Origin of the sequence: Rossellomorea marisflavi (assembly GCF_009806575.1) — a bacterium.
GTDB classification, from domain to species: Bacteria; Bacillota; Bacilli; order Bacillales; family Bacillaceae_B; genus Rossellomorea; species Rossellomorea marisflavi_A.
In genome coordinates, this window is the sequence record NZ_CP047095.1 from 3,276,613 (window position 1) to 3,303,198 (window position 26,586).

Below are 26,586 nucleotides of genomic sequence, written 5' to 3' on the forward strand. Positions count from 1 at the left end.
GCCAGGCAAGTCCCATTAAGGGAAACGAGGGAATTGACCGAAGTCCGGATTGCGTTTTTCCTTGAACGCATCGCGTCCTTCTTTCGCTTCATCCGTTGTGTAATAAAGGAGTGTTGCATCTCCAGCCAGCTGTTGAAGACCTGCAAGCCCATCCGTGTCGGCATTGAATGATGCCTTCAGGAAGCGAAGGGCCGTCGGGCTCTTTTCGAGCATTTCAGAAGCCCATTGCACGGTTTCCTCTTCCAATTTCTCATAAGGTACTACTGTGTTCACAAGGCCCATATCCAATGCTTCCTGAGCGTTGTATTGACGGCATAGGAACCAAATTTCCTTCGCTTTCTTGTGTCCGATGATGCGGGCAAGATACCCGGCACCGTAGCCTGCATCGAAGCTTCCCACTTTCGGTCCTGTTTGACCGAAGATGGCATTGTCCGCTGCAATCGTGATATCACAGACCACGTGAAGAACGTGTCCACCTCCGATGGCATAACCGGCAACCATCGCGATGACTGGTTTCGGGATCACTCGGATCAAACGCTGAAGGTCAAGGACATTCAAACGAGGGATTTCATCCTCGCCTACATATCCACCATGTCCGCGTACGCGCTGATCTCCGCCTGAACAGAATGCTTTTTCACCTGCACCCGTAAGAACAATCACGCCTACTTTGGAATCGTCACGAGCATAAGCAAATGCATCGATCAATTCAGTTACTGTTTTCGGACGGAAGGCATTGCGCACTTCCGGACGATTGATGGTGATCTTCGCGATCCCATTATACGTTTCGTACAAAATATCTTCGTAGTTTCGTTCTGAAACCCAATCAAAAGCCATTTGTATTTCCTCCTTTATGTAGTAAATCCTCTATCATTGTACCAAACTTTTGCGGTTCTTCCACATGAATTGCATGCCCGTACCCCGAAAATGATGTGATGGTGAATCGGGGATTGCGTTCTTTCATTCGCTTGGCGATGCCGACGAACTTCTCATCGAGCTCCCCTACCAGAAGATCGACGGGGATTTCCATGGCGGACAAGTGATCCCACCAGCTTGGCTGTGCCCCCGTCCCCATCCCTCTCAGACTGTTGGCAATACCGATGGGACGTTGTCCGAGTCGGCCCTGGCGGATTTCTGCCTGAACGGTGGCAGGCAGGCGTTTTTGCGTTTCGAACAACGGAATCTCTTCCCAAAAGTTCACGAACTCTTCCATTCCGTGCTCGAGGATCCGCTCAGCCAGGGCTTCATCCTTCACCCGTCTGGCGTCCCGCTCCTCTTCAGTCAACAACCCGGGCGACGCACTCTCGAGGATGAGATGCGATACGAGGTGTGGGCGGGTGATGGCAAGTTGAAGGGCCACCCTCCCTCCCATGGAATAACCGACAAAGGTTGCCTCTCCGATCCCGCACCGGGCAAGTATGGCCTCGACGTCCTCCACTGCATGCGCCATCTGATACCTCTCAGCATCTTCAGGAGCATCCGTCCTGCCATGCCCGATAAGGTCGATCGATATACAGGTGAAGCGGTGTGTCAGGCGATCTACGACTTCGTTCCACGAGGATGTATCCCCTGTGAATCCATGGAGGAAGACAACGGGAGGGCCTTCCCCTTTAATATTTACAAAGTAGTCGATCTCATTCACCTTCATGAAGGTTGCCCGCCCTGTATTTCCCGGGAAACAAATTCCCACATTTTACGATGATTCTCTACATTTTTCTGGCGGTCCGCCAACACTTCAATGATCTTAAGACCCTTCATCCCCTCTGCCTGCCGAAGCGCCTGAAGGAAGTCGGATTCTGTCTTCACAAGGGAGTAATCCGCTCCATACATGGCAGCGACATGGGAGAACTCAAGATCCATAGGTGTACCGAAGAGCTCTTCGAAATAAGCACCTTCCTTTGCCTGAGGCAAGTAGGAGAAGATGCCACCGCCGTTATTGTTCATGACGATCACAGTCAAATCCAATCCATACTTTCTTCCAGCGAGCAACCCGTTCATATCATGGAAGAATGCAAGATCTCCGATGAGCAGATAGGTAGAAGGTGACTGCGTGCTCATGCCAAGGGCCGTCGAGACGACACCGTCGATCCCATTGGCACCCCTGTTGGCGTGGATGGAGATGGAACGATCATTCGAAAAGAAGAAGGTATCCACATCCCGGATCGGCATGCTGTTGCTGACAAAAACGGATGATTGTTCCGGAATGGTTTCCAGGAGGCACTTGACGGCCTTCCCTTCATCCCATTCCCCGATCACATCTTGCATCAGGTTCTTCGTTCTTTCATTGAGACTGATCCACTTCTCCATCCAGTCCCGTGTCCCTGATTCCCCTGCAAAACGATGACAGAAGTGACGTTCATGGGCATACACATAGTGGGTGCCCCTGCCCGTAGGATCCTGCCACTCTTCTCCACGTGTAATGACGAATTGCGGCACTTCCTCCAGCCCTTTCAAGAATAGCATGAGGGGCTTGGACACGGCCATGGCACCGAAACGGATGATCAGGTCAGGTTTCAAGTCCTCCCCGACCGCCCCGGCTTTCAGGAACGTGTCATACGCATCGATGATACCGTCTGTCCCATGTTTTCCGCTCCTCATATTCGATAGCGGGTCGGCAAGGATCGGGAATCCCTTTGCTCTTCCAAAGTCGGCGACCGCCTGAATGCCGTCCGGACTCATACCCGGTCCGCAAATGATGATGCCTCGGCTCCGTTCACTCAAGATCTTCTCCAGCTCATCCGCCTGGTCAGGAGCGAGCGTCCGCTCACCCTGATAGACGCGTTTTGCCGTACCTTCTTGAAAAAGATCCTCCCGCAGGTCGGGAATGAGCGGCTCCCTGAGCGGGAAGTTGAAATGCACCGGTCCGTTCGGTTCCCCGATGGACATACCGAGTCCCCTGACTGCCGCTGAGCGGGCATACCGCAAAATCTCTTGCCCTGACTCAGGGAGGGCCATATCGACTGCCCACTTGACATGCTTTCCATACAGGTCCAGCTGGTCGATCGCCTGAGGCGCTCCGACCTCCCTCAGCTCATGAGGACGGTCTGCCGTCAGGACAAGGAGCGGTACCTTGGCATACCGCGCTTCAATGACGGCCGGATAATAATTCGCCGCTGCGGTTCCAGACGTACAGACAAGGATGACCGGCTTCCGCTTTGCCTTGGCGATGCCGAGGGCAAAGAATGCGGCGGAGCGCTCGTCCACGTTCACATACGTATTGATGCGCGGATGATGGGTGAGCAATAACGCCAAAGGAGTAGAACGGGAGCCGGGGCTGATGACGGCTTCGTCTACTCCGTTACTGGACAATTCGTCTATGAATGCTGCCAGATAATCGGTCAAGTGCTGCTGATGTTCACTCATATCAGATTCCCTCCTAATGCCCGTTGCATCGGACGGAATTTCATTTGTGTTTCCTTAAATTCGCTGTCTGGATCAGAATGGGCGACGATCCCGCAGCCTGCATAAATGAATGCATGATCGCCCTTCAGGAGTCCTGATCGCAGAGCGACGGCGTATTCACCGTTCCCGTATGCATCCATCCATCCGATTGGACCCGCATAGAGACCCCTGTCCATCTGCTCTTCTTCACGTATTACCTGCATGGCTTCTTTACGAGGTACACCTCCAAGGGCCGGAGTCGGGTGCAGCTTCTCCACTAGCGTCAGGATCGACAGACCGGATGGTGCCGTTCCCTTGACCGGGGTGTACAGATGTTGGATATCCTTCAGCTTCATGAGCTGAGGCTCATCTGGAATGGATAGCCGTTCACAGTCGGAGGACAGTGCCTGACGGATCGTATCGACCACGAGCTGGTGCTCATACCGGTTTTTATCGTCCTCCAGGAGTTCCCTTCCAAGACGCTCGTCTTCTTCAAGGTCGCTCCCCCTTGCAATCGATCCTGCCAGACAGGTGGAGAGGATTTCTTCTCCGTCCTTTTTCACAAGACGCTCCGGAGTGGCTCCGATAAAACAGCTTCCTTCCTGCTCAAAACTGAAGATGAAGCTGTCGGGTTGTTGCTTCCAAAGATTATCAAGCACATAGTCGGACGTGACCTCGTCGCTGAACGACACCTTGGTTTTCCTTGCAAGGACGACCTTTTCCATCTCACCATTCTTCAAGCGGTCGACCACATTGCGGACGGACTGCTTCCATTCATGCGCACGAATATCCTCTGCTGACATGTCCCCTGGATCCATCTGGCTCGCCGGCTCAGACGCCATCTTCAGCAGCAGGTCTTTTTCCTTGAGGCAATGCTGCAGGGATGGGCCGCTTCCATCCGGGCGGCACACGATATTGACCGTCAGATAGTTAGCTTCTCCTGCCTTGGTAATCATATATCTTGGGATGCGGAGTGTCCCTTCATCAAATCCCGTCCATTCTGCAGAAGCAGGATTGGCGGAATCGAAACGGAAGCCTCCGAATGCGAGGGGGCCAGTTCCCGGCCACTCTTCCCTCGATACGACGACCGCGTCGGATATGAAGCGCTTCCACTCTTTCTCGATGGCAAAAAAGCGCTCTCCTTCTTTCAATGATGACGAGATATCATATGAAGAGCCTGCCCCTATGAGGGAGATCGTCTGATCGCGATCCTTCCATAAAAAGCGCTCTCCTTTAAAAACCCTGCCGCCGGCATGATAGAAGGAAAGTGGATCCATTGCCCCTGTCTCTTCCACCATACTGAACAGCACGGGATGATTGATTTGTTGAGCCTTCAATAAGGCTGCATCGTATGCTTGATCTATATTGGTCTTCTGGATTGTAACCAATTGAATTCCTCCAGACAATCACTTACAGTTTTCAATTCCATTACAAGATACACCTGAGTATAGGGTGTGTCAACGAAGTCATGGATATGAATCATTATTTATCCCTATTATATAATAAACCCTTTTTCCCCTTTTGAGAAACCAAAAGCGTTATAAAACCTGATGATGGGTGGAGAAAAGGCCTATTCCCCGCACACTACATGAAGGATTCATGTTTTAACAGACCGTGTTTCGGTTAAAGTATGAGTACGATGATGAACAAATCGAACTTTATGAAGGACGTGACATATATGCTTTCGACAAAGGAAAAGAAACAGCTCAAGGATGAATTGATGGATCAGAAGAATCACATCCAGGGTCAGTTGGATGACAGGGAAGAAAATCCCGCAAACACGGGTGATAACGAAAATGGAGGGGAGCTTTCCCTCTATGATAACCACCCTGCGGATATGGGCTCTGAACTATATGAGCGGGAAAAGGATTTTGCACTGGATGAACACTCGAAATCAGAACTGAATAAAATCAACGATGCCCTGAAAGCGATGGATGAAGGCTCTTACGGAACATGCAAAGAATGCGGTGAAGAAATTCCATTCGAACGCCTTGAAGCCATACCGACGACGCTTTACTGCAAAGACCATGCAAGCGCACAGTCGGTCGTCGATGACCGACCTGCAGAAGAAGATATTCTTCAGCCACCTGTAAATGGGGAATTCCGCCATGAAACCGGACAGCTGGTGCGTGATACAGAGGATAGCTTCCAGGAGGTCGGCCGATTCGGTACGTCGGAAACCCCATCGGACTTCCAAGGCGATCACGATGATTATTCCGATCTTTATGAAGACGATGACGAGACGGAAGGGTTCACAGAAGATATGGAATCCTTCGTCGGGACCGATATGGACGGGAAGAACACGAAGGCCTATCCATCCAAGTCACATGAAGAGTATGAGGATATGCTCGATGAGAATGACATGGAGTCGACCATCGGGGACATCCCGTATAAAGAACGCGACAGCTACGTATCAGATAAAAAGAAATCATAAGGCCCCACAACAAAACGCCCGGAATGCCATTGGCATCCGGGCGTTTATTATTCAGCGGGATCATCGTACGCCGACCCCGCCGATCTTCCAGATCTCACGTGCATATTCGGCGATGGTCCGGTCACTCGAGAAGTATCCTGAGCGTGCAATATTGATCAGGCTCATCCGGAGCCACGACGCCTGGTCACGGTAGGCGGATGCTACTTTTTCATGTGCCTTGGCATATGAATCGAAGTCCCGGAGTACAAAGAATTCATCATTCTCAGCAAGCAGCGAATCATAGATCGTTTCAAAATGATCCCCCGCATCGGGAAGGCTGCCATCGACGAGCTGATCGAGGATTTTCTTGATGCGCTCATCATGGTGGTAATACTCCATGGAGTAGTAACTTCCATCCTGCTGCTGTTTCATCACCTCTTCAGCCCTGAGACCGAAGATGAAGATATTCTTTTCCCCGACCTGCTCCAGGATTTCAATATTGGCTCCATCCAATGTGCCGAGCGTCACGGCGCCATTCATCATGAATTTCATATTCCCTGTCCCCGAGGCTTCTTTACTCGCTGTGGAAATCTGCTGGGAGACATCCGCTGCCGGGATGATTTCCTCTGCCAGGGATACACGGTAATTTTCAAGGAATACGACCTTGATCCTTCCTTTCACAGCCGGGTGATCGTTCACAAGATCTGCGACCGAGTGGATCAATTTGATGATCTTCTTCGCATAATAGTACCCCGGTGAAGCCTTGGCTCCGAATATAAAGGTCCGAGGCGGAATATCCGCAGCGGGGTTTTCCTGACATCTGTTGAAAAGATGGAGGATGTGGAGGATATTGAGAAGCTGCCTCTTATACGCATGAAGCCTCTTCACTTGAATATCAAAAATCGAATCAGGGTCCACCACAATTCCATTGGTCTCGAGGATGCGATCCGCCAGTCTCTTTTTGTTCAGCTGCTTCGCCTTATGAAGGTCATCCAGGAATGTCCGGTCTGCTGTAAAGGACTCAAGCTCGCTAAGCCTTGAAGGATCCTTGATCCAGGCGTCTCCTATCGCTGATTGGATGAGCGACGCCAGGGGCGGGTTGCTATTGAGCAGCCAGCGACGATGGGTGATCCCATTCGTCTTGCTGTTGAACTTCCCGGGAAAATACTGATAGAACAGGTTCATCTCCCGTTCTTTCAAGATATCGGTATGAATCTTCGCGACCCCGTTCACACTGTGGCTTCCTGCTATGGCGAGGTGGGCCATTTTCACTTCCCCGTGGGCAATGATGGCCATCCCTTCGATTCTGCCCCACTCTCCCGGGTAGGCATCCCACAGGTCACGGCAAAACCGCTCATTGATTTCATCGACAATCATATAGATCCTCGGTAAAAGAGGCTGAAAAATCCTCACTGGCCACCGTTCCAATGCTTCAGAAAGGGTCGTATGGTTCGTATAGGCGAACGTCTTCGTCGTCACACCCCAAGCTGAATCCCAGTCCAAGGCGTACTCATCGATCAGGACTCTCATCATTTCAGGTATGGCGAGTACCGGGTGGGTATCATTGATGTGGATGGCCACATGCTCATGAAGATTCATAAGGTCTCCGTGCCTGGAGAGATAGGACTCGAGTATCGTCCGGATGCTTGCAGACACAAGAAAATACTGCTGCTTCAACCTGAGGACCTTTCCTTCATCCTGGGTATCATCTGGATAAAGGAATTCGGTGATGGCTTCCGTATCCCGCTTATACTTCATCATGTCCCTTCCGGCTTTATAGGCATAAGGCTCTGCATTCCATAAGCGCAGCGTATTCACCGTTGTCGTCCCGTAGCCCACGACGGGGAGATCATATGGGACAGCTGCAACGATTTCGGCATCTACATGCCTGAATGAGGGTACCCCGTCCTTCTCGGTTGATTCAATCCGGCCCCAGAACGGAATCTGCATCATAAGATCCGGTTTCCGTACTTCCCACACATATCCATGACGAAGCCACTGTTCGGGGAGCTCCATCTGATAACCGTTCACGATTTTTTGTTCAAACAGCCCGTGCTTGTAGCGTATGCCGTAGCCGTGACCCGGAAGATCCATCGAGGCCATGGAATCAAGGAAGCATGCGGCCAGTCGTCCAAGTCCCCCGTTCCCGAGGGCGGCATCCTGCTCTACATCCTCCATGTCCTTCAAATCGATCCCCAAGTCTCCAAGCCCCTCTTCCACAAGCTCGTAGATCCCGAGATTCATCAGATTCTGCCTCAACAGGCGGCCGAGTAAAAATTCAATGGACAGATAATACACCTGTTTTTGTTTCTGATACCGGTACTGCTCGTTTGTCTGGATCCAGTTCATACTGATGTACTCACGGATCAGCTGCCCGAGCGTATCATAACGATCTTGAAGAGTGGTGTCGGGGAATGCCTTACCTGATGTCATCTCCAACTTCTTCAGATAAGCTTCCTTAAATTCCTCCTGGCTAGAAAACATGACTTTCACTCCTCGAGGTGAGATCTGAATACAATTGATTGTATTTGAATGCCGATTGGGCCCAGCTGTTATCCGTTTCCATCGCATTCTTCACAATCCTTGCCCACACATCATCCTGTCCATAGAGGCGGATGGCGCGGCGGTACGTATACAACATATCGTGGGCGTTGAAATTCGCGAACGAGAAGCCGTTCCCGCTCCCCGATTCTTCATCATACGAATGCACCGTATCATTTAATCCCCCCGTCTCCCGGACGAGTGGCAGCGCACCATATCTCATGGCGATCATTTGGCCAAGGCCGCACGGCTCGAACCTTGAAGGCATGAGGAATAAATCGGAGCCCCGGTAAATTTGTTTGGCCAACCCTTCATCGAATCCGATCTGCACCCTGACCTTATCCGGATGCCCAGCGGCTGCTTCCCTGAAGAACTGCTCATACTCCCAGTCGCCCGAACCAAGGACGACGAACTGGACATCCTCTTCGAGCATTTCGTGAAGCACGGCCCTGATGAGATCGAGTCCTTTCTGGGCAGTCAGCCTTGAAATGATGGAGATGACCGGTACATCACGTTTTTCCAGGCCCAACTGCTCCTGCAGCTCCTCTTTACTGGCTTTTTTGCCTTGAAGATTGCCACTGAAAAATGGATGATCACCCTCCCCGGGATCGTATTCCCCGTCATCGATCCCATTGACGATCCCGACCAGCTCCCGCTCCCTGAGCTTCAGGACTCCATCGAGACGTTCCCCGTAGTAAGGCTGGAGGATTTCGTCTTTATATGTAGGACTGACAGTCGTGATGATATCGGCAGAGATGAGGGCTCCCTTCATAAAATTCATGCATCCATGGAATTCCAGGTAATCAGGATGGGCATACCGCTGGGGAATTCCCAACAGATCCGTCATCACACTGAAAGGGTAGATTCCCTGGAACTGCAGATTATGGATGGTGAAGACCGTGCGGATGAAGGCATATCCACTGCGATCCTGATATTCGGTCCTCAGCAGGAACGGAATCATCGCGGTATGCCAGTCATGGCAATGGATGACGTCCGGATAGAATTCCAGTTCGCCGATGGCTTCCAATACGGCCCGGGTAAAGTAGGAATACCGTTCCCCTTCATCGTCGAATCCATATAATCGGTCCCGGTCAAAGTAGTATTCATTGTCGACGAAATAGTAGGTGACGCCATTTTCCTTGTATTCCTCTATCCCGCAGTACTGCTGTCTCCACCCCACGGCAACAGTGAACTCCTTGACTTTCCTCATTCGCTCCTTAAAATGAGCGGAGATCCCCCCATATTTAGGGAGGATCACCCTCACGTCGGTTCCAAGTTTACGAAGCTCTTTCGGGAGGGCGCCGGCAACATCTGCAAGCCCTCCCGATTTGATGAATGGTACGCACTCAGAGACTGCAAATAGTACCTTCACGAGTTCATCAGCGCTCCCTGGACCATGCCTTTACGGACGACGATGGGTTGTTCCGGGTCCCCGATGAGTCTAACACCATCTTCGATCTTCACATCTTTATCAAGGATGACATTCTCCAATACACAATCACGGCCGATCTGGCTCTTTTGCATGATGATGGAGTTCTTGATCGTCGTCCCTTCTCCTACCTTGACCGCCCTGAAGATCATGGAATGATCCACATGGCCTTTTATGAAACAGCCATTGGCGATGATGCTGTGCTTTACGCCTGCTTCGCTCGTATAGCGTGTTGGCGGCTCATCTTTCACCTTTGTGTAGATGGGCTGGTCTTTCTTGAACAGCTCCCTCCACTGATCAAGTTCCAGGAGATTCATGCTTGTTTCAAAATATTTGTCGATGGAGTCGATTCTCTCGACAAAGCCTTGATGTTCGTATCCACAGACCTTCAGTCCGCTCTCCATATCTTCCACCACGTCATTCATGCACGTATACCCTGTCTGATGGCGGGTTTTGATCAGATCGACAAGAAGGGTTTTTTTGATCAGATACATATGAAGGGACGATCCCCCATGCCGGATTTCCGTGATATCACATCCGATCTGGACGTGGCGGTCAAGGACCGGACGATAGGATATATTGCACACCGTATAGCAGTTGGTGATGAGGGCATATTCCTGTGTGCTGCGGGTGAAATAATCGATGTGATGGGCAAAATGATTGAACGATCCGATCGTTTCATCGTTCCTTTCAAGTCCCGGAACCGGAAAGAAGAACAAACCGTCCCTCTTTCTGTTCAGGTCCCAGTTTTTCCCCGATCCGAGATGATCCATGAGGGAACGGTACTGGTATTTAGGGAAGATGGCGACGGATCCGATATCTGAATTCACCATATTCGAAAGGACGAAATCGACCAGGCGATAGCGGCCGGCGATCGGAAGGGCCGCAAGCGAACGGTGCAGTAGCAAGTCTTCGAGTGAATCGTAATAACTGGTCGCATCAATGACGCCTAACAGGGTGTTTTTCATATGAACTCCTCCTCTAAGTAGATGATCAAACTTCTTCCTGTTCGAGTAATGCCGATAGAACCGATTCCGTTACCAGTATGATTTCATCCGACTCTTCCTCAGGCATGATGACGATGCCACTCGGCACCACCACATCAGGAGGCACGATCGCCTGCTCGATATACGCATTCTCTCCGATTTCTGCCCCCGGCATGACGACGGAGCGGGTGACATGGGCTCCACGCTTCACGGAAGCTCCCTGGAACAGCACGGATTTTTCAACGGTCCCTTCGATCGTGCATCCTTCATTGATCAACGATCCTTCCACATGGGCATCTTCCGAGATATATTGAGGCGGTTCATTGGGATTGACCGAATATACCCTCCAGTCCAGGTCGAAAAGATTCAGTTCATTTTTTTCATCGATGAGATCCATATTGGCCTCCCACAGGCTCCGGACCGTGCCGACATCCTTCCAGTAGCCTTCGAACGGATAGGCCATCAGCTTTTTCTTTTCATCAAGGAGAAGGGGAATGACGTCCTTTCCGAAATCATGTGTGGAGCGTGGATTCCGGTCATCCATCTCCAGGTATTCTTTCAGGAGTGACCAGTTGAAGATATAGATGCCCATGGAAGCCAGATTACTCTTGGGGAACTGCGGTTTTTCCTCAAACTCGGTCACCCTCATGGCTTCATCGGTATTCATCAATCCGAACCTGCTCGCCTCATCCCATCCGACTTCAATGACCGAAATCGTGACATCCGCTTTCTTTTCGATATGATAATCGAGCATCTTGCTGTAATCCATCTTGTAAATATGATCTCCTGAAAGAATCAGCACATATTCAGGATCATATTGCTCGATGTAGTTCACGTTCTGGAAGATGGCACTGGCAGTCCCTGTATACCAGCGCATCTCGGAGGATTCTGCATAAGGAGGGAGTACCGTGACCCCCCCGTTCCGACGGTCGAGATCCCACGCGCTGCCAATCCCGATATACGAATTCAGCACCAGCGGTTGATATTGAGTCAAAACCCCCACTGTATCAATGCCGGAATTCGTACAATTACTCAATGTGAAGTCGATGATACGGTATTTGCCCCCAAAGGGTACCGCCGGTTTCGCCAAGCTCTTCGTCAATGAATTCAACCTGCTCCCTTTGCCTCCTGCCAACAACATTGCCACACATTTCCCATTACCCATGCTAGCATCTCCCCTCATATGATTGGTTTTAAATAAACAGCTCCATAAGGCGGTATGGTCATTTCGATCGATCCCTCTTTCCCGTGATACGACCCTTTCGTGACAGGAAGGAGATGGGGATTGATTTGATGTGAGCCTCCAAAGCGTTCTTCATCGCTGTTCAAGATCTCTTGATATGCTTTCACAAGGGGTACGCCCACCTTATAGTGGTGGTAGGCATCCTTGCTGAAATTACAGATGATGATCAGATGCTCTCCCTCTGAATGCCTGATGAAGGAGAAGATCTGCTGATCGGCATTATTGACATCGATCCATTCAAAACCGTCACTCCGATGGTCCCACTGGTGAAGCGGTGTTGCACCTCTATATAAATGCAATACTTCTTTGAAATATGAGTTGAATTTGTGATGAAAATCGTAACTCATCAAATGCCAGTCCAGTTGTTCCAGGTCCTTCCATTCGGCAAACGGAGCCAGTTCACTTCCCATGAACAGAAGCTTTTTACCCGGATGACCTGTCATGAACGCAAGGAGCAGCCGGTACTGGGCAAACTTTTGCCAATGATCCCCCGGCATCTTATCCAGCAATGACTTCTTCCCATGGACCACCTCATCATGTGAGAAAGGGAGGATATAGTTTTCAGAGAAAGCATAGAGGATGGAGAACGTGATGAGGGAATGAAGCCCTCTTCTCTCTTCCGGTGTCGCTTCCATGTAAGTGAGCACATCATTCATCCATCCCATGTTCCACTTATAGCTGAAGCCAAGTCCCCCGTAATGAACCGGTGAGGTGACCTGCGGCCAATCGGTGGAATCCTCCGCCATCATCAAGAAGGAAGGGTCAAACTCAAAAACAGATGTATTCAATCGTTTCAGGAACTCCAGTGCCCCTTCATTCGCGGCCGATTCACCCTGATTCGCCCAATAAATGATATTCGCCACGGCATCGACCCTGAAGCCGTCGATATGGTACTTCTCCATCCAGAAACGGGCATTTGATAGGAGGAAGCTCCTTACTTCGCCTTTCCCCAGATCAAAGTTGACCGTCCCCCATGTATGATTCTCCCGGTCACTATCCCGTGCGTATTCATAGGCAAAGGACCCATCGAATTGATACAGTCCATGCGCATCTTTGCAAAAATGACCGGGCACCCAATCCAGGATGACGCCGATTTGATGAGCATGGCATTCATTCACAAACGCCATGAAATCATGGGGTGAACCATATCTGCTTGTAGGGGCATAATAGCCTGTCCCCTGATAGCCCCACGAACGGTCAAATGGGTGCTCGGTCACCGGCATGATTTCAATATGGGTGAAGCCATGCTCCTTTACATATGGAATCAGTTGATCTGCAAGCTCTGAATAGGTAAGAAAAGAGCCATCCGTTTTCTTTTTCCACGTTCCAAGGTGCACTTCATATATGAACATCGGCTGATCAAAGCGATTTAGCTTTTCTTTTTTCCTCATCCAATCACGGTCGCTCCACTTGAACCCTTCAAGGTCGTACACTACGCTCGCAGTACGCGGCCTGACTTCAGAGGAGAATCCATATGGATCAGCTTTCATCCTTCGTTCCCCTGAAGAAGTCACAATCTCGTATTTATAGGTTGAGCCGGTCAAATCGCCATCAATCCGGATCACCCATACACCTTCCTTATTGATCCTCTCAAGTTCATATCCCCTGCCGTCCCAATTGTTGAACGAACCAACCACTGAAACCGCTTTTGCCTCCGGGGCCCAAACACAAAAATCAGTTGAAATGTCCGCTTTCACATGACACCCCATAAAACGATAGGCATGCTGCATATTCCCTTCATGGAACAAAAAAACGTCATAATCTGTTAGGGACAACGTGTCCATTTCTTCACCTACCATCATCAATCTCCTTACTTATTTCTTTCATCATATAAGAATTCCTTCATTTCATCATCTCCCATTTGCGACAATATTTGTTAGCACCCATCGGAAAACACCAAAAAAAGGATGAAAACCTCGAATGACAAGGCTTTCATCCCATATATATCCTTATATTTGTCGCTATTTGTCGAAATATTTTAAAAACTTTTAGTGCACCACTACCTGAAACCGTGTCAGATAAAGAGAATCCTTCCAGATGATACAAAAAAAGATGTGTCGAAGGACCCTTCGACACATCTTTTTTATTTTATGACCCGTACGGGATTCGAACCCGTGTTACCGCCGTGAAAGGGCGGTGTCTTAACCGCTTGACCAACGGGCCGCTTTATGGCGGAGAAGGAGGGATTTGAACCCTCGCGCCGGTTGCCCGACCTACACCCTTAGCAGGGGCGCCTCTTCAGCCACTTGAGTACTTCCCCATATTGGCTCCGCAGGCAAGATTCGAACTTGCGACCGATCGGTTAACAGCCGATAGCTCTACCACTGAGCTACTGCGGAATAAAGAATATGGTGGGCCTAAGTGGACTCGAACCACCGACCTCACGCTTATCAGGCGTGCGCTCTAACCAGCTGAGCTATAGGCCCACAAATAAATGGAGCGGGTGATGGGAATCGAACCCACGACATCAGCTTGGAAGGCTGAGGTTTTACCATTAAACTACACCCGCAAAAAAATGGGGCGACTGATGGGAATCGAACCCACGAATGCCGGAACCACAATCCGGTGCGTTAACCACTTCGCCACAATCGCCATGGTGGCTCAGGACAGAATCGAACTGCCGACACATGGATTTTCAGTCCATTGCTCTACCAACTGAGCTACTGAGCCGTTTCGTAAAAAAATAAATGGCGGTCCGGACGGGACTCGAACCCGCGACCTCCTGCGTGACAGGCAGGCATTCTAACCAACTGAACTACCGGACCAAAGCTTTTTGCGATAGCAAAATAGCTATCATTAATATCTCGCGTTAGCGAAAATAAAGATCAATGTGCTGCGATAGCAGAATAGCTATCATTCATATTTCGCGTTAGCGAAAATAAAGATCATTACCTATGTATTGCAATCACTACATCCTGATCCTTACAGATCAACATGGTATTGCGGGGACAGGATTTGAACCTGCGACCTTCGGGTTATGAGCCCGACGAGCTACCGAACTGCTCCACCCCGCGACGATAAAAGAGAAAAAGAAATATGGAGGAGGAAGGGGGATTCGAACCCCCGCGGGCTTTGACACCCCTGTCGGTTTTCAAGACCGATCCCTTCAGCCGGACTTGGGTATTCCTCCGTATGGTGAGAACTATGGTGGACCTTGTAGGACTCGAACCTACGACCGGACGGTTATGAGCCGTCTGCTCTAACCAACTGAGCTAAAGGTCCCTAGTGGTAGCGGCGGAGGGGATCGAACCCCCGACCTCACGGGTATGAACCGTACGCTCTAGCCAGCTGAGCTACACCGCCTCGTATAACGAGTATATCCTGGTTCTCATAATTGAAATATGGTGGAGCCTAGCGGGATCGAACCGCTGACCTCCTGCGTGCAAAGCAGGCGCTCTCCCAGCTGAGCTAAGGCCCCAAAAGAAAGTGGTCGGGAAGACAGGATTCGAACCTGCGACCCCTTGGTCCCAAACCAAGTGCTCTACCAAGCTGAGCTACTTCCCGATTATGGCGCGCCCGAGAGGAGTCGAACCCCTAACCTTTTGATCCGTAGTCAAACGCTCTATCCAATTGAGCTACGGGCGCATATATCATTTTTACTGGTGCCGAGGACCGGAATCGAACCGGTACGGTAGTCACCTACCGCAGGATTTTAAGTCCTGTGCGTCTGCCAGTTCCGCCACCCCGGCTAGGGCAATTATGGAGCGGAAGACGGGATTCGAACCCGCGACCCCCACCTTGGCAAGGTGGTGTTCTACCACTGAACTACTTCCGCATATGGTGCGGGTGAAGGGACTTGAACCCCCACGCCTTGCGGCGCCAGATCCTAAGTCTGGTGCGTCTGCCAATTCCGCCACACCCGCATGATAAAAATGGTGAGCCATGAAGGATTCGAACCTTCGACCCTCTGATTAAAAGTCAGATGCTCTACCAACTGAGCTAATGGCTCGTGCTGATCTTCTTATGGGGTTATGCCCCAAAGAAAATACAAATAAACATAAAAAAAGTGGTGCCGGCAAGAGGACTTGAACCCCCAACCTACTGATTACAAGTCAGTTGCTCTACCAGTTGAGCTACACCGGCAAGGTGTATAGTGTATTCTTTTTGATTTGCCTTAGCTATGAGGCACAGGTCAAGAGCTTTATGGTAAGTTTTTTTCACTCCGCTTGCGCTGCGTGAAAAAACTATGGTGGAGGATGACGGGATCGAACCGCCGACCCTCTGCTTGTAAGGCAGATGCTCTCCCAGCTGAGCTAATCCTCCATATGTACCGCCTGGCGACGTCCTACTCTCACAGGGGGAGATCCCCCAACTACCATCGGCGCTGAAGAGCTTAACTTCCGTGTTCGGCATGGGAACGGGTGTGACCTCTTCGCCAATGTCACCAGACAGGTATTCCATTGAAAGAATTGTTCTTTCAAAACTAGATAAAGGTTGATAGTCAATCATTACCGGCGTATCAGCCAGTCTGTCAGGCGCAAAGCGCCTGCATTACATTTGGTTAAGTCCTCGATCGATTAGTATCAGTCAGCTCCATGTGTCGCCACACTTCCACCTCTGACCTATCTACCTGATCATCTTTCAGGGATCTTACTCACATAAAGTGATGGGAAATCTCATCTCGAGGGGGGCTTCATGCTTAGATGCTTTCAGCACTTATCCCTTCCGCACATAGCTACCCAGCGATGCCTTTGGCAAGACAACTGGTACACCAGCGGTGCGTCCATCCCGGTCCTCTCGTACTAAGGACAGCTCCTCTCAAATTTCCTGCGCCCACGACGGATAGGGACCGAACTGTCTCACGACGTTCTGAACCCAGCTCGCGTACCGCTTTAATGGGCGAACAGCCCAACCCTTGGGACCGACTACAGCCCCAGGATGCGATGAGCCGACATCGAGGTGCCAAACCTCCCCGTCGATGTGGACTCTTGGGGGAGATAAGCCTGTTATCCCCGGGGTAGCTTTTATCCGTTGAGCGATGGCCCTTCCATGCGGAACCACCGGATCACTAAGCCCGACTTTCGTCCCTGCTCGACTTGTAGGTCTCGCAGTCAAGCTCCCTTGTGCCTTTACACTCTGCGAATGATTTCCAACCATTCTGAGGGAACCTTTGGGCGCCTCCGTTACTCTTTAGGAGGCGACCGCCCCAGTCAAACTGCCCACCTGACACTGTCTCCCACCCCGATAAGGGGCGCGGGTTAGAATGTCAACACAGCCAGGGTAGTATCCCACCGACGCCTCCACCGAAGCTAGCGCTCCGGCTTCCAAGGCTCCTACCTATCCTGTACAAGCTGTGCCAAAATTCAATATCAGGCTACAGTAAAGCTCCACGGGGTCTTTCCGTCCTGTCGCGGGTAACCTGCATCTTCACAGGTACTATAATTTCACCGAGTCTCTCGTTGAGACAGTGCCCAGATCGTTACGCCTTTCGTGCGGGTCGGAACTTACCCGACAAGGAATTTCGCTACCTTAGGACCGTTATAGTTACGGCCGCCGTTTACTGGGGCTTCGATTCGCACCTTCGCTTGCGCTAAGCACTCCTCTTAACCTTCCAGCACCGGGCAGGCGTCAGCCCCTATACTTCGCCTTACGGCTTCGCAGAGACCTGTGTTTTTGCTAAACAGTCGCCTGGGCCTATTCACTGCGGCTCTCTCGGGCTTGCACCCTACCAGAGCACCCCTTCTCCCGAAGTTACGGGGTCATTTTGCCGAGTTCCTTAACGAGAGTTCTCTCGCTCACCTTAGGATTCTCTCCTCGCCTACCTGTGTCGGTTTGCGGTACGGGCACCATCTTCCTCGCTAGAGGCTTTTCTTGGCAGTGTGGAATCAGGAACTTCGCTACTATAATTCGCTCGCTATCACAGCTCAGCCTTCACGATGATGGGATTTGCCTCATCATCAGCCTAACTGCTTAGACGCACATATCCAGCAGTGCGCTTACCCTATCCTCCTGCGTCCCCCCATTGCTCAAATGGAAGAAAGGTGGTACAGGAATATCAACCTGTTGTCCATCGTCTACGCCTATCGGCCTCGACTTAGGTCCCGACTAACCCTGAGCGGACGAGCCTTCCTCAGGAAACCTTAGGCATTCGGTGGATGGGATTCTCACCCATCTTTCGCTACTCATACCGGCATTCTCACTTCTAAGCACTCCACCAGTCCTTACGGTCTAGCTTCGCAGTCCTTAGAACGCTCTCCTACCACTGACACCAAACGGTGTCAATCCACAGCTTCGGTGATACGTTTAGCCCCGGTACATTTTCGGCGCAGAGTCACTCGACCAGTGAGCTATTACGCACTCTTTAAATGGTGGCTGCTTCTAAGCCAACATCCTGGTTGTCTAAGCAACTCCACATCCTTTTCCACTTAACGTATACTTTGGGACCTTAGCTGGTGGTCTGGGCTGTTTCCCTTTCGACTACGGATCTTATCACTCGCAGTCTGACTCCCATGGATAAGTCTTTGGCATTCGGAGTTTGTCTGAATTCGGTAACCCGATGAGGGCCCCTAGTCCAAACAGTGCTCTACCTCCAAGACTCTTACAACATGAGGCTAGCCCTAAAGCTATTTCGGAGAGAACCAGCTATCTCCAGGTTCGATTGGAATTTCTCCGCTACCCACACCTCATCCCCGCACTTTTCAACGTGCGTGGGTTCGGACCTCCATCCAGTGTTACCTGGACTTCATCCTGGACATGGGTAGATCACCTGGTTTCGGGTCTACGACCACATACTCATTCGCCCTATTCAGACTCGCTTTCGCTGCGGCTCCGTCTTCTCGACTTAACCTTGCATGGGATCGTAACTCGCCGGTTCATTCTACAAAAGGCACGCCATCACCCGTTAACGGGCTCTGACTACTTGTAGGCACACGGTTTCAGGTTCTATTTCACTCCCCTTCCGGGGTGCTTTTCACCTTTCCCTCACGGTACTGGTTCACTATCGGTCACTAGGGAGTATTTAGCCTTGGGAGATGGTCCTCCCAGCTTCCGACGGGATTTCACGTGTCCCGCCGTACTCAGGATCCACTCAAGAGGGAACGAAGTTTCGACTACAGGGTTGTTACCTTCTTTGACGAGCCTTTCCAGACTTCTTCGTCTACCCCGTTCCTTTGTAACTCCGTATAGAGTGTCCTACAACCCCAAGAGGCAAGCCTCTTGGTTTGGGCTAATCCCGTTTCGCTCGCCGCTACTCAGGGAATCGCATTTGCTTTCTCTTCCTCCAGGTACTTAGATGTTTCAGTTCCCTGGGTCTGCCTTCCAAGCTCTATGTATTCAAGCAAGGATACTGTTCCATTACGAACAGTGGGTTCCCCCATTCGGAAATCTTCGGATCAGCTCACTTACAGCTCCCCGAAGCATATCGGTGTTAGTCCCGTCCTTCATCGGCTCCTAGTGCCAAGGCATCCACCGTGCGCCCTTATTAACTTAACCGAATTGGTTAAAAACCTAAAATGGCGATACTCGGTAATTTCTTGACTATCAATAAAACTTTATCTAGTTTTCAAAGAACAATATAGAAGATGGAAGTTTATTTTACTCCGCTTGCGCTTCGTAAAAAACTTAAACCATCAAAACTGAACAAAACTTCGACGTCGTCAAACGTTTTAGTAAATCTTCCTTAGAAAGGAGGTGATCCAGCCGCACCTTCCGATACGGCTACCTTGTTACGACTTCACCCCAATCATCTGTCCCACCTTAGGCGGCTGGCTCCAAAAGGTTACCTCACCGACTTCGGGTGTTACAAACTCTCGTGGTGTGACGGGCGGTGTGTACAAGGCCCGGGAACGTATTCACCGCGGCATGCTGATCCGCGATTACTAGCGATTCCAGCTTCATGTAGGCGAGTTGCAGCCTACAATCCGAACTGAGAACGGTTTTATGGGATTGGCTAAACCTCGCGGTCTTGCAGCCCTTTGTACCGTCCATTGTAGCACGTGTGTAGCCCAGGTCATAAGGGGCATGATGATTTGACGTCATCCCCACCTTCCTCCGGTTTGTCACCGGCAGTCATCTTAGAGTGCCCAACTGAATGCTGGCAACTAAGATCAAGGGTTGCGCTCGTTGCGGGACTTAACCCAACATCTCACGACACGAGCTGACGACAACCATGCACCACCTGTCACTCTGTCCCCGAAGGGGAAAGCCCTATCTCTAGGGTTGTCAGAGGATGTCAAGACCTGGTAAGGTTCTTCGCGTTGCTTCGAATTAAACCACATGCTCCACCGCTTGTGCGGGCCCCCGTCAATTCCTTTGAGTTTCAGTCTTGCGACCGTACTCCCCAGGCGGAGTGCTTAATGCGTTAGCTGCAGCACTAAAGGGCGGAAACCCTCTAACACTTAGCACTCATCGTTTACGGCGTGGACTACCAGGGTATCTAATCCTGTTTGCTCCCCACGCTTTCGCGCCTCAGTGTCAGTTACAGACCAGAAAGTCGCCTTCGCCACTGGTGTTCCTCCAAATATCTACGCATTTCACCGCTACACTTGGAATTCCACTTTCCTCTTCTGCACTCAAGTTCCCCAGTTTCCAATGACCCTCCACGGTTGAGCCGTGGGCTTTCACATCAGACTTAAGAAACCACCTGCGCGCGCTTTACGCCCAATAATTCCGGACAACGCTTGCCACCTACGTATTACCGCGGCTGCTGGCACGTAGTTAGCCGTGGCTTTCTGGTTAGGTACCGTCAAGGTGCCGCCCTATTTGAACGGCACTTGTTCTTCCCTAACAACAGAGTTTTACGATCCGAAAACCTTCTTCACTCACGCGGCGTTGCTCCGTCAGACTTTCGTCCATTGCGGAAGATTCCCTACTGCTGCCTCCCGTAGGAGTCTGGGCCGTGTCTCAGTCCCAGTGTGGCCGATCACCCTCTCAGGTCGGCTACGCATCGTCGCCTTGGTGAGCCGTTACCTCACCAACTAGCTAATGCGCCGCGGGTCCATCTGTAAGTGATAGCCGAAGCCACCTTTCAACCTTCCCCCATGCGGGGGTAGGTGTTATCCGGTATTAGCCCCGGTTTCCCGGAGTTATCCCAGTCTTACAGGCAGGTTACCCACGTGTTACTCACCCGTCCGCCGCTGATCTCAGGGAGCAAGCTCCCATCGATCCGCTCGACTTGCATGTATTAGGCACGCCGCCAGCGTTCGTCCTGAGCCAGGATCAAACTCTCCATAAAAAGTTTGAATAGCTCTTTTAAAAATAAATCTAGAATTAACGTTGACGTATTTGTCTTGTTTTGTTCAGTTTTCAAGGTTCAAGTGGATTGTAAGCGCTTCGTTTCTCTCTGAAGCGACCAACTAAATATACCATATATCGTCGATTCGTGTCAACTTCTTTTTATGTAAAATCCGTTGCGCGTCAGCGACATGTATTAATATATCACGCTATAATTATTATTGCAATATATTTTTAAACTTTTTTTATAAAAGAGTTCTTTTTTTAAAAGGCCCTTCATATACATGATTCCATACTGCATTGAAAGGGGCTGCTTCACTTATGCTACTACTGCCGATCGGACAAGCCATATCCTTCATCATGGCTGTCTACCTGTTTTCGTATTCTTATATACAAGCACTGAAGATAAGCGAAAGCGCAGGCATCAAACTTGGTTCCGCGCTTACATTCATCTTCTCCTCCACGATGGCAGTCATCTTTTCCGGACTGACTTATACCTTTTCATAAAGCATCACAGTCAAAAGGTTAGTAGAAGACCTTCTTCTACATGCTCTTCATCTCCTATGATGATCGGCTCTTCTTTAACCATTTCAGTCTGATAGGAATAGTAGAACGTTTTGGATGAATTCTCCCTCAATACCCAAATGAACATATCCTGAAACCCAAGAGCCTTGAGGGAGGAGATGCTCCGAGAGAATAACTCCCTGCCGATCCCCCTCCCCTGGTACTCCCTTAATAGATAGATAGCATACAGCTCCCCTTCGTACTCACCACTTCTCTCTCTTCCGACGGATGCAAAACCTACAACTAAACCGTCTTTCGTTGTGCATACAAGGGTGTGATGATCATCCGACAGGATCCCCTCCCACTTCACCTTCTTCTCTTCCACTGACAAGGAATCCAGATACCGGTCTGATACGATCCCCCTGTAGGTAGATTGCCAACTTCCAACATGTACGGCGGCAATCCCACCCGCATCAGCCAGGCACGCCTTTCTATAACGGAACTCCACTTCTTCCCTCCACCTTTCTCAACTCTTTCACTGCTTTCTTCAGTTTCCGTTCTTCCATAAGGAAAATCGTCACTCCGAGCAGAATGATTCCTGCACCGATGACTTGAGTGAGTAAAATCTTCTCGGATAAGAGCCAATAGGCCAGAATCGCTGCACCGACCGGTTCAAATAAGATCGCCATGGAAATGGTCGAAGTACTGAGCCACTTCAGCGACCAGTTGAACAAGGTATGACCCAGGAGCGTAGGAATGACAGCCAACAGCAGGAAGTACACCCATTCTTCACCTGCATACGGGTAAAATGAATCACCCTTGACCACCGAATAGATGAATAGGACAGCAGCACTCATGGCATATACGATATAGGTATACGTCATGAGCGAAAGGCGTTTCCTAATGGTTTGGCCGAACAGAAGATACCCCGTCACCAGGGCACATGCCACCAGTGCAAGAAGATCCCCCACAATGCCGTCCCGCTGATCTTGAAATCTCCCCAACTGATCACAAAACTGCCGGATACTGCAAGTATGGCGGACACCACCGATTTACCCGTAAGCTTTTCACCGAAAAAGAGATATGCGCCCATGAAGGCGAAAAGCGGCTGGAGAGTCACCAGGACGGTGGAACTCGCCACAGACGTATAGTTGAGGGATTCAAACCATAGGATGAAATGAAAAGCGAGGAAGCCGCCTGCGAGAAGGCAGAGACCCCAGTCCTTAACGGTAATAAGTTTCAGTTCTTTTACATAGTTTAGGAGAAAAAACGGTGTCATGAGCAGGACCGTGAAGAAAAGGCGATAAAATGCCAGCACTCCAGCAGGAGCTGCCGAAAACTTGACGATGATGGCGGATGTGGATACGGAAATGACACCGATCGCCAGTAGTAGATATGGATTGATTTTTGCTTCTGACATGAGTTAGAGCACCCCTGAACGTGAAAACGATATTTTCCTCATTTTATTACTTCGTTCATGAAAAAACTATATCTTTTTATCAAATGGAGGGGGAACGATGACGCCGATTGACACCACCCTGCTTTTAAAATTGGGCATCTCTGCGATACTCGGATTGATCATCGGACTTGAAAGGGAACTGAAGCGGAAGCCTGTAGGATTGAAGACATCACTCGTCATCTGCATCGTCAGCTGCCTTTTGACGATTGTTTCCATCGAGGCTGCCTATGTATCCCCAAAATCCGATCATGTGAATATCACCATGGATCCCCTACGTCTTGCAGCCCAAATTGTATCAGGTATCGGATTCCTAGGCGCAGGCGTCATTCTCAGGAAAGGGAATGACAGCATTTCCGGTCTCACGACAGCCGCCATGATCTGGGGAGCCGCTGGAATCGGAATCGCCGTCGGAGCAGGTTTTTACTGGGAAGCGACCGTTGGAGTCATTTTATTGATTTTTTCAGTGGAAGTGATACCGGTCATCATCACGTATCTGGGGCCAAGGAGACTCAGGGAAAAAGAGCTTTCCCTGAAAGCAACCATAGAACAAAAGAAGGAAATCAAGTCAATCATCGAACAGATCAAATCGGAAGAAATCACGATCGAAAACATTCGGATCAAGGATTTAAAAAATGATCTCCATCTCCTCGAGTTGAAGATCATCGTCGATTTCCGAAAAAAGACCGTGGACATATATTATACGATTTCGGAGATCCCGGGCATCATCGATGTAGAAATCGAAAGTCTGTGAATCATTTTTTCATCAGTCGCACCAGTTCAATACCATTCCAGGATATCAATTCCTCCATGACAGTATGGATGGGATCCTCTCCGATCGAGTAGACCATGAATGAGCAGAAGATTAGCCCGGCCCCTTGCTCAACATCCAGTTCGGCGACTTCGAGGCCATGTTTTTGCATGGAGGCGCTGACAGCCGATAATTCACCTGCCTGCATCCGGATGACCAGCGTGTACCACCGTTTCTTCCTGAGCTTTCCCCTATAGTACTGTTCTGCCCTCGTGAGGAAGAGCAGGGTAAGTACGATGATGGCCGTCGTAAAAATGGCTTCATAGTGCATCCCGATCCCCACAACAAGGCCGAGACCGGCAACAACCCATATGCTGGCTGCCGTCGTGAGCCCCCTGACTGTCACACCTCGGTGTACGAGGATCGTTCCTGCACCGAGAAAACCGATTCCTGAAATCACATAGGATGGAATCCTGCTCGGATCGAATCCATTAAGCTCGGGATGCTCGTCCAGGAAAGGCTGAAACCCATAGATGGAGAGAAGCATGAGTAAACAGGAGCCGACCCCCACAAGAATATGGGTCCTGAGACCGGCGGGATGATTCTTCGATTCCCGCTCCAATCCGATCAACCCGCTCAACAGTACGATGAGGAGGATCCGCTTGATGACGATCATAAATTCCGGAGACAATGGCGGAAGACCTAAATGCTCCATCTGACTCCCCCCTTCCTGAAGATTTCTTCTTTATACCTTTAACCAACAAGTGAAATTCTAAAACAAGGCATCAACCAAAATAAAAAGAACCAGGCTCACCAACGCCTGGTTCTTTCGTTTTATTTCACCGGTTTCTTCAGGAGCCCTACCATGATTGCTGTGATCACCGAACCGATCAGGACGGCCAGCAGGTAAAGGAACGCATTCCCTTCGACGACCGGGAAGACGAAGATTCCTCCGTGAGGGGCAGGAAGCCCGATGTGGAATACCATCGTCAAAGCACCGGCAACGGCCGAACCGACAACAGCCGACGGGATGACCCTGAGGGGATCTGCTGCCGCAAACGGGATCGCTCCTTCTGTAATGAACGAAGCACCCATGAAGTATGCCGGAATTCCTGCTTTCCGTTCATTTTCATTGAACTTGCTTTTAAAGAAGGTTGTCGCAAGAGCGAGACCAAGGGGAGGTACCATCCCGCCAGCCATGATGGCTGCATGGGGAGCAAGATTTCCACCTTCGATTGTGGCAATACCGAATGCGAAGGCCGCTTTGTTGATCGGTCCACCCATATCGATTGCCATCATACCACCAAGGAGAAGTCCGAGGAAGATAAGGTTTCCTGTACCAAGACCCTCAAGCCAGCTCTGCAGCCAAGTGTTGACTGCACTCAGTGGTTCCACAAGGAATTGAAGCATAATGAAGCCCGTGATGAAAATAGCGAACACTGGATAGATCAGAACAGGTTTGATCCCTTCCAATGCCTGCGGGAAGTTCTTTGTGACGCGTTTGATACCAAGAGTGACATACCCGGCAAGGAAACCGGCGATAAGACCACCAAGGAATCCACTGTCACCGGTTGCTGCAATCAGACCACCGACCATACCAGGGGCAAAACCGGGACGGTCTGCGATACTGGAAGCGATGAACCCGGCAAGGACAGGGATCATAAGGAAGAACGCATTGCTTCCACCGATCGTGTTGATGATCGCTGCAAATTGATTATATTCAGAAGAATCAGGATCGGCTGAATCAGGACCAAATAAGAAGGAGATCGCAATGAGGATCCCACCGCCGACAACGAACGGGAGCATATTGGATACACCATTCATCAAATGCTTATAGAATCCTGATTTCCCTTTGCTTTCCTTGGACGTATCTTCTTCTTTATTACCGCCACCGCTGTATACGGGTGCATCCTGCTTTTCTGCACGGGAGAGGAGATCCGCCGGTTTCCTGATGGCTTCAGCCACCGGTACCTGGATGACGCGTTTCCCTTTGAAGCGTTCCATCTCAACCTTTGTATCGGCCGCCACGATGATCGCTGGAGCGTTTTCAATTTCGTCCGCGGTAAGGATGTTTTTCGCACCGCCTGAGCCATTTGTCTCGACCTTCACGTCAAGACCGAGCTCTTTCGCCTTCGCTTTGAGGGCATCAGCGGCCATATAGGTATGAGCGATACCTGTCGGACAAGCTGTCACCGCAAGAATTTTATTCGAAGAGGAAGAAGATTCTTCTACCGCTTCTTCCTCGTCCTCTTGATCATGCGTATTGATGATCGTAATCACTTCATCTTCAGACTTTGCAGAAAGCAACGCCTGGCGCACTTCCGGATCCATCAGGAGGGAAGAAAGACGGCTCAGGGCCTCCAAATGCGTCTGGTTGGCACCGTCTGTCGCCGCAATCATGAAGAATAAGTGTGCAGGTGTACCATCAAGGGACTCATAGTCGAGCCCCTCTACCGACTTCCCGAATGCAATGGCCGGTGATTTCACCGCTGCCGTTTTGGCATGGGGAATGGCAATTCCTTCTCCGATCCCCGTCGTGCTTTGAGCTTCACGATTGAGAATGGCTTTTTTAAATTCCTGTACATCCTGTAGTTTACCTGCTTTATCTAGAACCGTAACCAATTCATTAATGACGCCTGATTTTGAATCAGAAGAAATATTCAACTGAATGGTTTCTTTTGTGAGTAGTTCTGTAATCCTCATGTCCTTACCTC

General features: G+C 50.3%; 15 protein-coding genes, 21 tRNA genes, 3 rRNA genes and 1 pseudogene. 3 read left to right on the forward strand and 37 right to left on the reverse strand.

Going from position 1 to position 26,586, the window contains the following annotated elements; all coding sequences use genetic code 11:
- Nucleotides 1-15: 15 nt before the first annotated feature.
- Genes menB through D5E69_RS17020 form a run of 4 tightly spaced genes read right to left on the reverse strand, consistent with a single transcriptional unit; the run spans nt 16 to nt 4,766 of the window.
- Nucleotides 16-834 (reverse strand): 1,4-dihydroxy-2-naphthoyl-CoA synthase, encoded by an 819-nt coding sequence (gene menB, locus D5E69_RS17005; RefSeq protein ID WP_048007357.1) that lies wholly within the window; start codon nt 832-834, stop codon nt 16-18.
- Nucleotides 824-1,645: a 2-succinyl-6-hydroxy-2,4-cyclohexadiene-1-carboxylate synthase gene (gene menH, locus D5E69_RS17010; protein ID WP_048007356.1), complete on the reverse strand. Its 822-nt coding sequence runs from the start codon at nt 1,643-1,645 to the stop codon at nt 824-826. The genes menB and menH overlap by 11 nt, the downstream gene beginning before the upstream one ends.
- The gene (gene menD, locus D5E69_RS17015; protein WP_048007355.1) at nt 1,642-3,360 is read right to left on the reverse strand and encodes a 2-succinyl-5-enolpyruvyl-6-hydroxy-3-cyclohexene-1-carboxylic-acid synthase; all 1,719 of its coding nucleotides are present in this window, start codon (nt 3,358-3,360) and stop codon (nt 1,642-1,644) included. The genes menH and menD overlap by 4 nt, the downstream gene beginning before the upstream one ends.
- A complete protein-coding gene (locus tag D5E69_RS17020; RefSeq protein ID WP_048013478.1) occupies nt 3,357-4,766 on the reverse strand; it encodes an isochorismate synthase in 1,410 nt (469 codons plus the stop codon). The genes menD and D5E69_RS17020 overlap by 4 nt, the downstream gene beginning before the upstream one ends.
- Nucleotides 4,767-5,008: 242 nt before the next feature.
- On the opposite strand from D5E69_RS17020, the gene D5E69_RS17025 reads away from it, so the two are divergent.
- The gene (locus D5E69_RS17025; RefSeq protein ID WP_231578932.1) at nt 5,009-5,812 is read left to right on the forward strand and encodes a TraR/DksA C4-type zinc finger protein; all 804 of its coding nucleotides are present in this window, start codon (nt 5,009-5,011) and stop codon (nt 5,810-5,812) included.
- Between the two features lie 60 nt (nt 5,813-5,872).
- On the opposite strand, the gene D5E69_RS17030 is transcribed toward D5E69_RS17025, so the two are convergent.
- From D5E69_RS17030 to D5E69_RS17170, 29 genes are all read right to left on the reverse strand, one after another.
- Nucleotides 5,873-8,275, reverse strand: a complete 2,403-nt coding sequence (locus D5E69_RS17030) for a glycogen/starch/alpha-glucan phosphorylase (protein ID WP_063190393.1) — start codon at nt 8,273-8,275, stop codon at nt 5,873-5,875.
- Nucleotides 8,265-9,704: a glycogen synthase GlgA gene (gene glgA / locus D5E69_RS17035; RefSeq protein ID WP_048007352.1), complete on the reverse strand. Its 1,440-nt coding sequence runs from the start codon at nt 9,702-9,704 to the stop codon at nt 8,265-8,267. The genes D5E69_RS17030 and glgA overlap by 11 nt, the downstream gene beginning before the upstream one ends.
- Entirely contained in the window at nt 9,701-10,729 is a 1,029-nt protein-coding gene (locus D5E69_RS17040; protein WP_048007351.1) for a GlgC family sugar phosphate nucleotidyltransferase, read from the reverse strand. The genes glgA and D5E69_RS17040 overlap by 4 nt, the downstream gene beginning before the upstream one ends.
- A 25-nt stretch (nt 10,730-10,754) precedes the next feature.
- Nucleotides 10,755-11,912, reverse strand: a complete 1,158-nt coding sequence (locus tag D5E69_RS17045) for a glucose-1-phosphate adenylyltransferase (RefSeq protein ID WP_048007350.1) — start codon at nt 11,910-11,912, stop codon at nt 10,755-10,757.
- A 14-nt stretch (nt 11,913-11,926) separates the two neighbouring features.
- On the reverse strand, nt 11,927-13,774 hold the full coding sequence (gene glgB, locus D5E69_RS17050; RefSeq protein ID WP_048007465.1) for a 1,4-alpha-glucan branching enzyme: 1,848 nt from the start codon (nt 13,772-13,774) through the stop codon (nt 11,927-11,929).
- Nucleotides 13,775-14,081: 307 nt separating this feature from the next.
- A tRNA-Glu gene (locus tag D5E69_RS17055) sits at nt 14,082-14,153 on the reverse strand.
- 6 nt (nt 14,154-14,159) lie between these two features.
- Nucleotides 14,160-14,250: transfer RNA gene (locus D5E69_RS17060), tRNA-Ser, on the reverse strand.
- A gap of 4 nt (nt 14,251-14,254) precedes the next feature.
- Nucleotides 14,255-14,329 (reverse strand) — tRNA-Asn (locus D5E69_RS17065).
- A 10-nt stretch (nt 14,330-14,339) separates the two neighbouring features.
- A tRNA-Ile gene (locus D5E69_RS17070) sits at nt 14,340-14,416 on the reverse strand.
- A 9-nt stretch (nt 14,417-14,425) separates the two neighbouring features.
- A tRNA-Gly gene (locus D5E69_RS17075) sits at nt 14,426-14,499 on the reverse strand.
- Nucleotides 14,500-14,506: 7 nt separating this feature from the next.
- A tRNA-His gene (locus tag D5E69_RS17080) sits at nt 14,507-14,582 on the reverse strand.
- A 2-nt stretch (nt 14,583-14,584) separates the two neighbouring features.
- A tRNA-Phe gene (locus D5E69_RS17085) sits at nt 14,585-14,660 on the reverse strand.
- Nucleotides 14,661-14,678: 18 nt separating this feature from the next.
- Nucleotides 14,679-14,755: transfer RNA gene (locus D5E69_RS17090), tRNA-Asp, on the reverse strand.
- A 175-nt stretch (nt 14,756-14,930) separates the two neighbouring features.
- A tRNA-Met gene (locus tag D5E69_RS17095) sits at nt 14,931-15,004 on the reverse strand.
- A gap of 23 nt (nt 15,005-15,027) precedes the next feature.
- Nucleotides 15,028-15,120 (reverse strand) — tRNA-Ser (locus D5E69_RS17100).
- Nucleotides 15,121-15,135: 15 nt separating this feature from the next.
- Nucleotides 15,136-15,212: transfer RNA gene (locus tag D5E69_RS17105), tRNA-Ile, on the reverse strand.
- Between the two features lie 4 nt (nt 15,213-15,216).
- A tRNA-Met gene (locus tag D5E69_RS17110) sits at nt 15,217-15,293 on the reverse strand.
- A gap of 39 nt (nt 15,294-15,332) precedes the next feature.
- Nucleotides 15,333-15,408 (reverse strand) — tRNA-Ala (locus D5E69_RS17115).
- A gap of 9 nt (nt 15,409-15,417) precedes the next feature.
- Nucleotides 15,418-15,494, reverse strand: a tRNA-Pro gene (locus D5E69_RS17120).
- 4 nt (nt 15,495-15,498) lie between these two features.
- Nucleotides 15,499-15,575: transfer RNA gene (locus D5E69_RS17125), tRNA-Arg, on the reverse strand.
- Nucleotides 15,576-15,590: 15 nt separating this feature from the next.
- Nucleotides 15,591-15,679 (reverse strand) — tRNA-Leu (locus D5E69_RS17130).
- An 11-nt stretch (nt 15,680-15,690) separates the two neighbouring features.
- A tRNA-Gly gene (locus tag D5E69_RS17135) sits at nt 15,691-15,765 on the reverse strand.
- A 3-nt stretch (nt 15,766-15,768) separates the two neighbouring features.
- Nucleotides 15,769-15,853, reverse strand: a tRNA-Leu gene (locus tag D5E69_RS17140).
- 10 nt (nt 15,854-15,863) lie between these two features.
- A tRNA-Lys gene (locus D5E69_RS17145) sits at nt 15,864-15,939 on the reverse strand.
- A gap of 58 nt (nt 15,940-15,997) precedes the next feature.
- Nucleotides 15,998-16,073 (reverse strand) — tRNA-Thr (locus tag D5E69_RS17150).
- Between the two features lie 104 nt (nt 16,074-16,177).
- Nucleotides 16,178-16,253 (reverse strand) — tRNA-Val (locus D5E69_RS17155).
- Nucleotides 16,254-16,262: 9 nt separating this feature from the next.
- A 5S ribosomal RNA gene (rrf, locus tag D5E69_RS17160) occupies nt 16,263-16,379 on the reverse strand.
- 108 nt (nt 16,380-16,487) lie between these two features.
- A 23S ribosomal RNA gene (locus tag D5E69_RS17165) occupies nt 16,488-19,421 on the reverse strand.
- A 191-nt stretch (nt 19,422-19,612) separates the two neighbouring features.
- A 16S ribosomal RNA gene (locus tag D5E69_RS17170) occupies nt 19,613-21,162 on the reverse strand.
- The 16S, 23S and 5S rRNA genes sit together here with 21 tRNA genes alongside, the layout of an rRNA operon.
- Before the next feature lie 320 nt (nt 21,163-21,482).
- Here D5E69_RS17170 and D5E69_RS17175 point away from each other — a divergent pair.
- Nucleotides 21,483-21,668 (forward strand): hypothetical protein, encoded by a 186-nt coding sequence (locus D5E69_RS17175; protein WP_048006952.1) that lies wholly within the window; start codon nt 21,483-21,485, stop codon nt 21,666-21,668.
- 10 nt (nt 21,669-21,678) lie between these two features.
- Here D5E69_RS17175 and D5E69_RS17180 read toward each other — a convergent pair whose 3' ends face one another.
- Entirely contained in the window at nt 21,679-22,173 is a 495-nt protein-coding gene (locus tag D5E69_RS17180; protein WP_048006953.1) for a GNAT family N-acetyltransferase, read from the reverse strand.
- Nucleotides 22,157-23,085 (reverse strand): annotated as a pseudogene (locus tag D5E69_RS17185) (DMT family transporter). Before D5E69_RS17185 ends, D5E69_RS17180 begins: the two are co-directional and overlap by 17 nt.
- A gap of 97 nt (nt 23,086-23,182) precedes the next feature.
- Between D5E69_RS17185 and D5E69_RS17190 the strand changes: the two are divergent.
- Nucleotides 23,183-23,875: an MgtC/SapB family protein gene (locus D5E69_RS17190; RefSeq protein WP_048006955.1), complete on the forward strand. Its 693-nt coding sequence runs from the start codon at nt 23,183-23,185 to the stop codon at nt 23,873-23,875.
- A gap of 1 nt (nt 23,876) precedes the next feature.
- Here the strand turns inward: D5E69_RS17190 and D5E69_RS17195 are convergent, their stop codons facing one another.
- Together D5E69_RS17195 and D5E69_RS17200 are read right to left on the reverse strand one after the other, a co-directional pair.
- Nucleotides 23,877-24,587: an MgtC/SapB family protein gene (locus D5E69_RS17195; RefSeq protein WP_159129949.1), complete on the reverse strand. Its 711-nt coding sequence runs from the start codon at nt 24,585-24,587 to the stop codon at nt 23,877-23,879.
- 119 nt (nt 24,588-24,706) lie between these two features.
- Entirely contained in the window at nt 24,707-26,575 is a 1,869-nt protein-coding gene (locus D5E69_RS17200) for a PTS fructose transporter subunit IIABC (RefSeq protein ID WP_159129950.1), read from the reverse strand.
- Nucleotides 26,576-26,586: the final 11 nt, after the last annotated feature.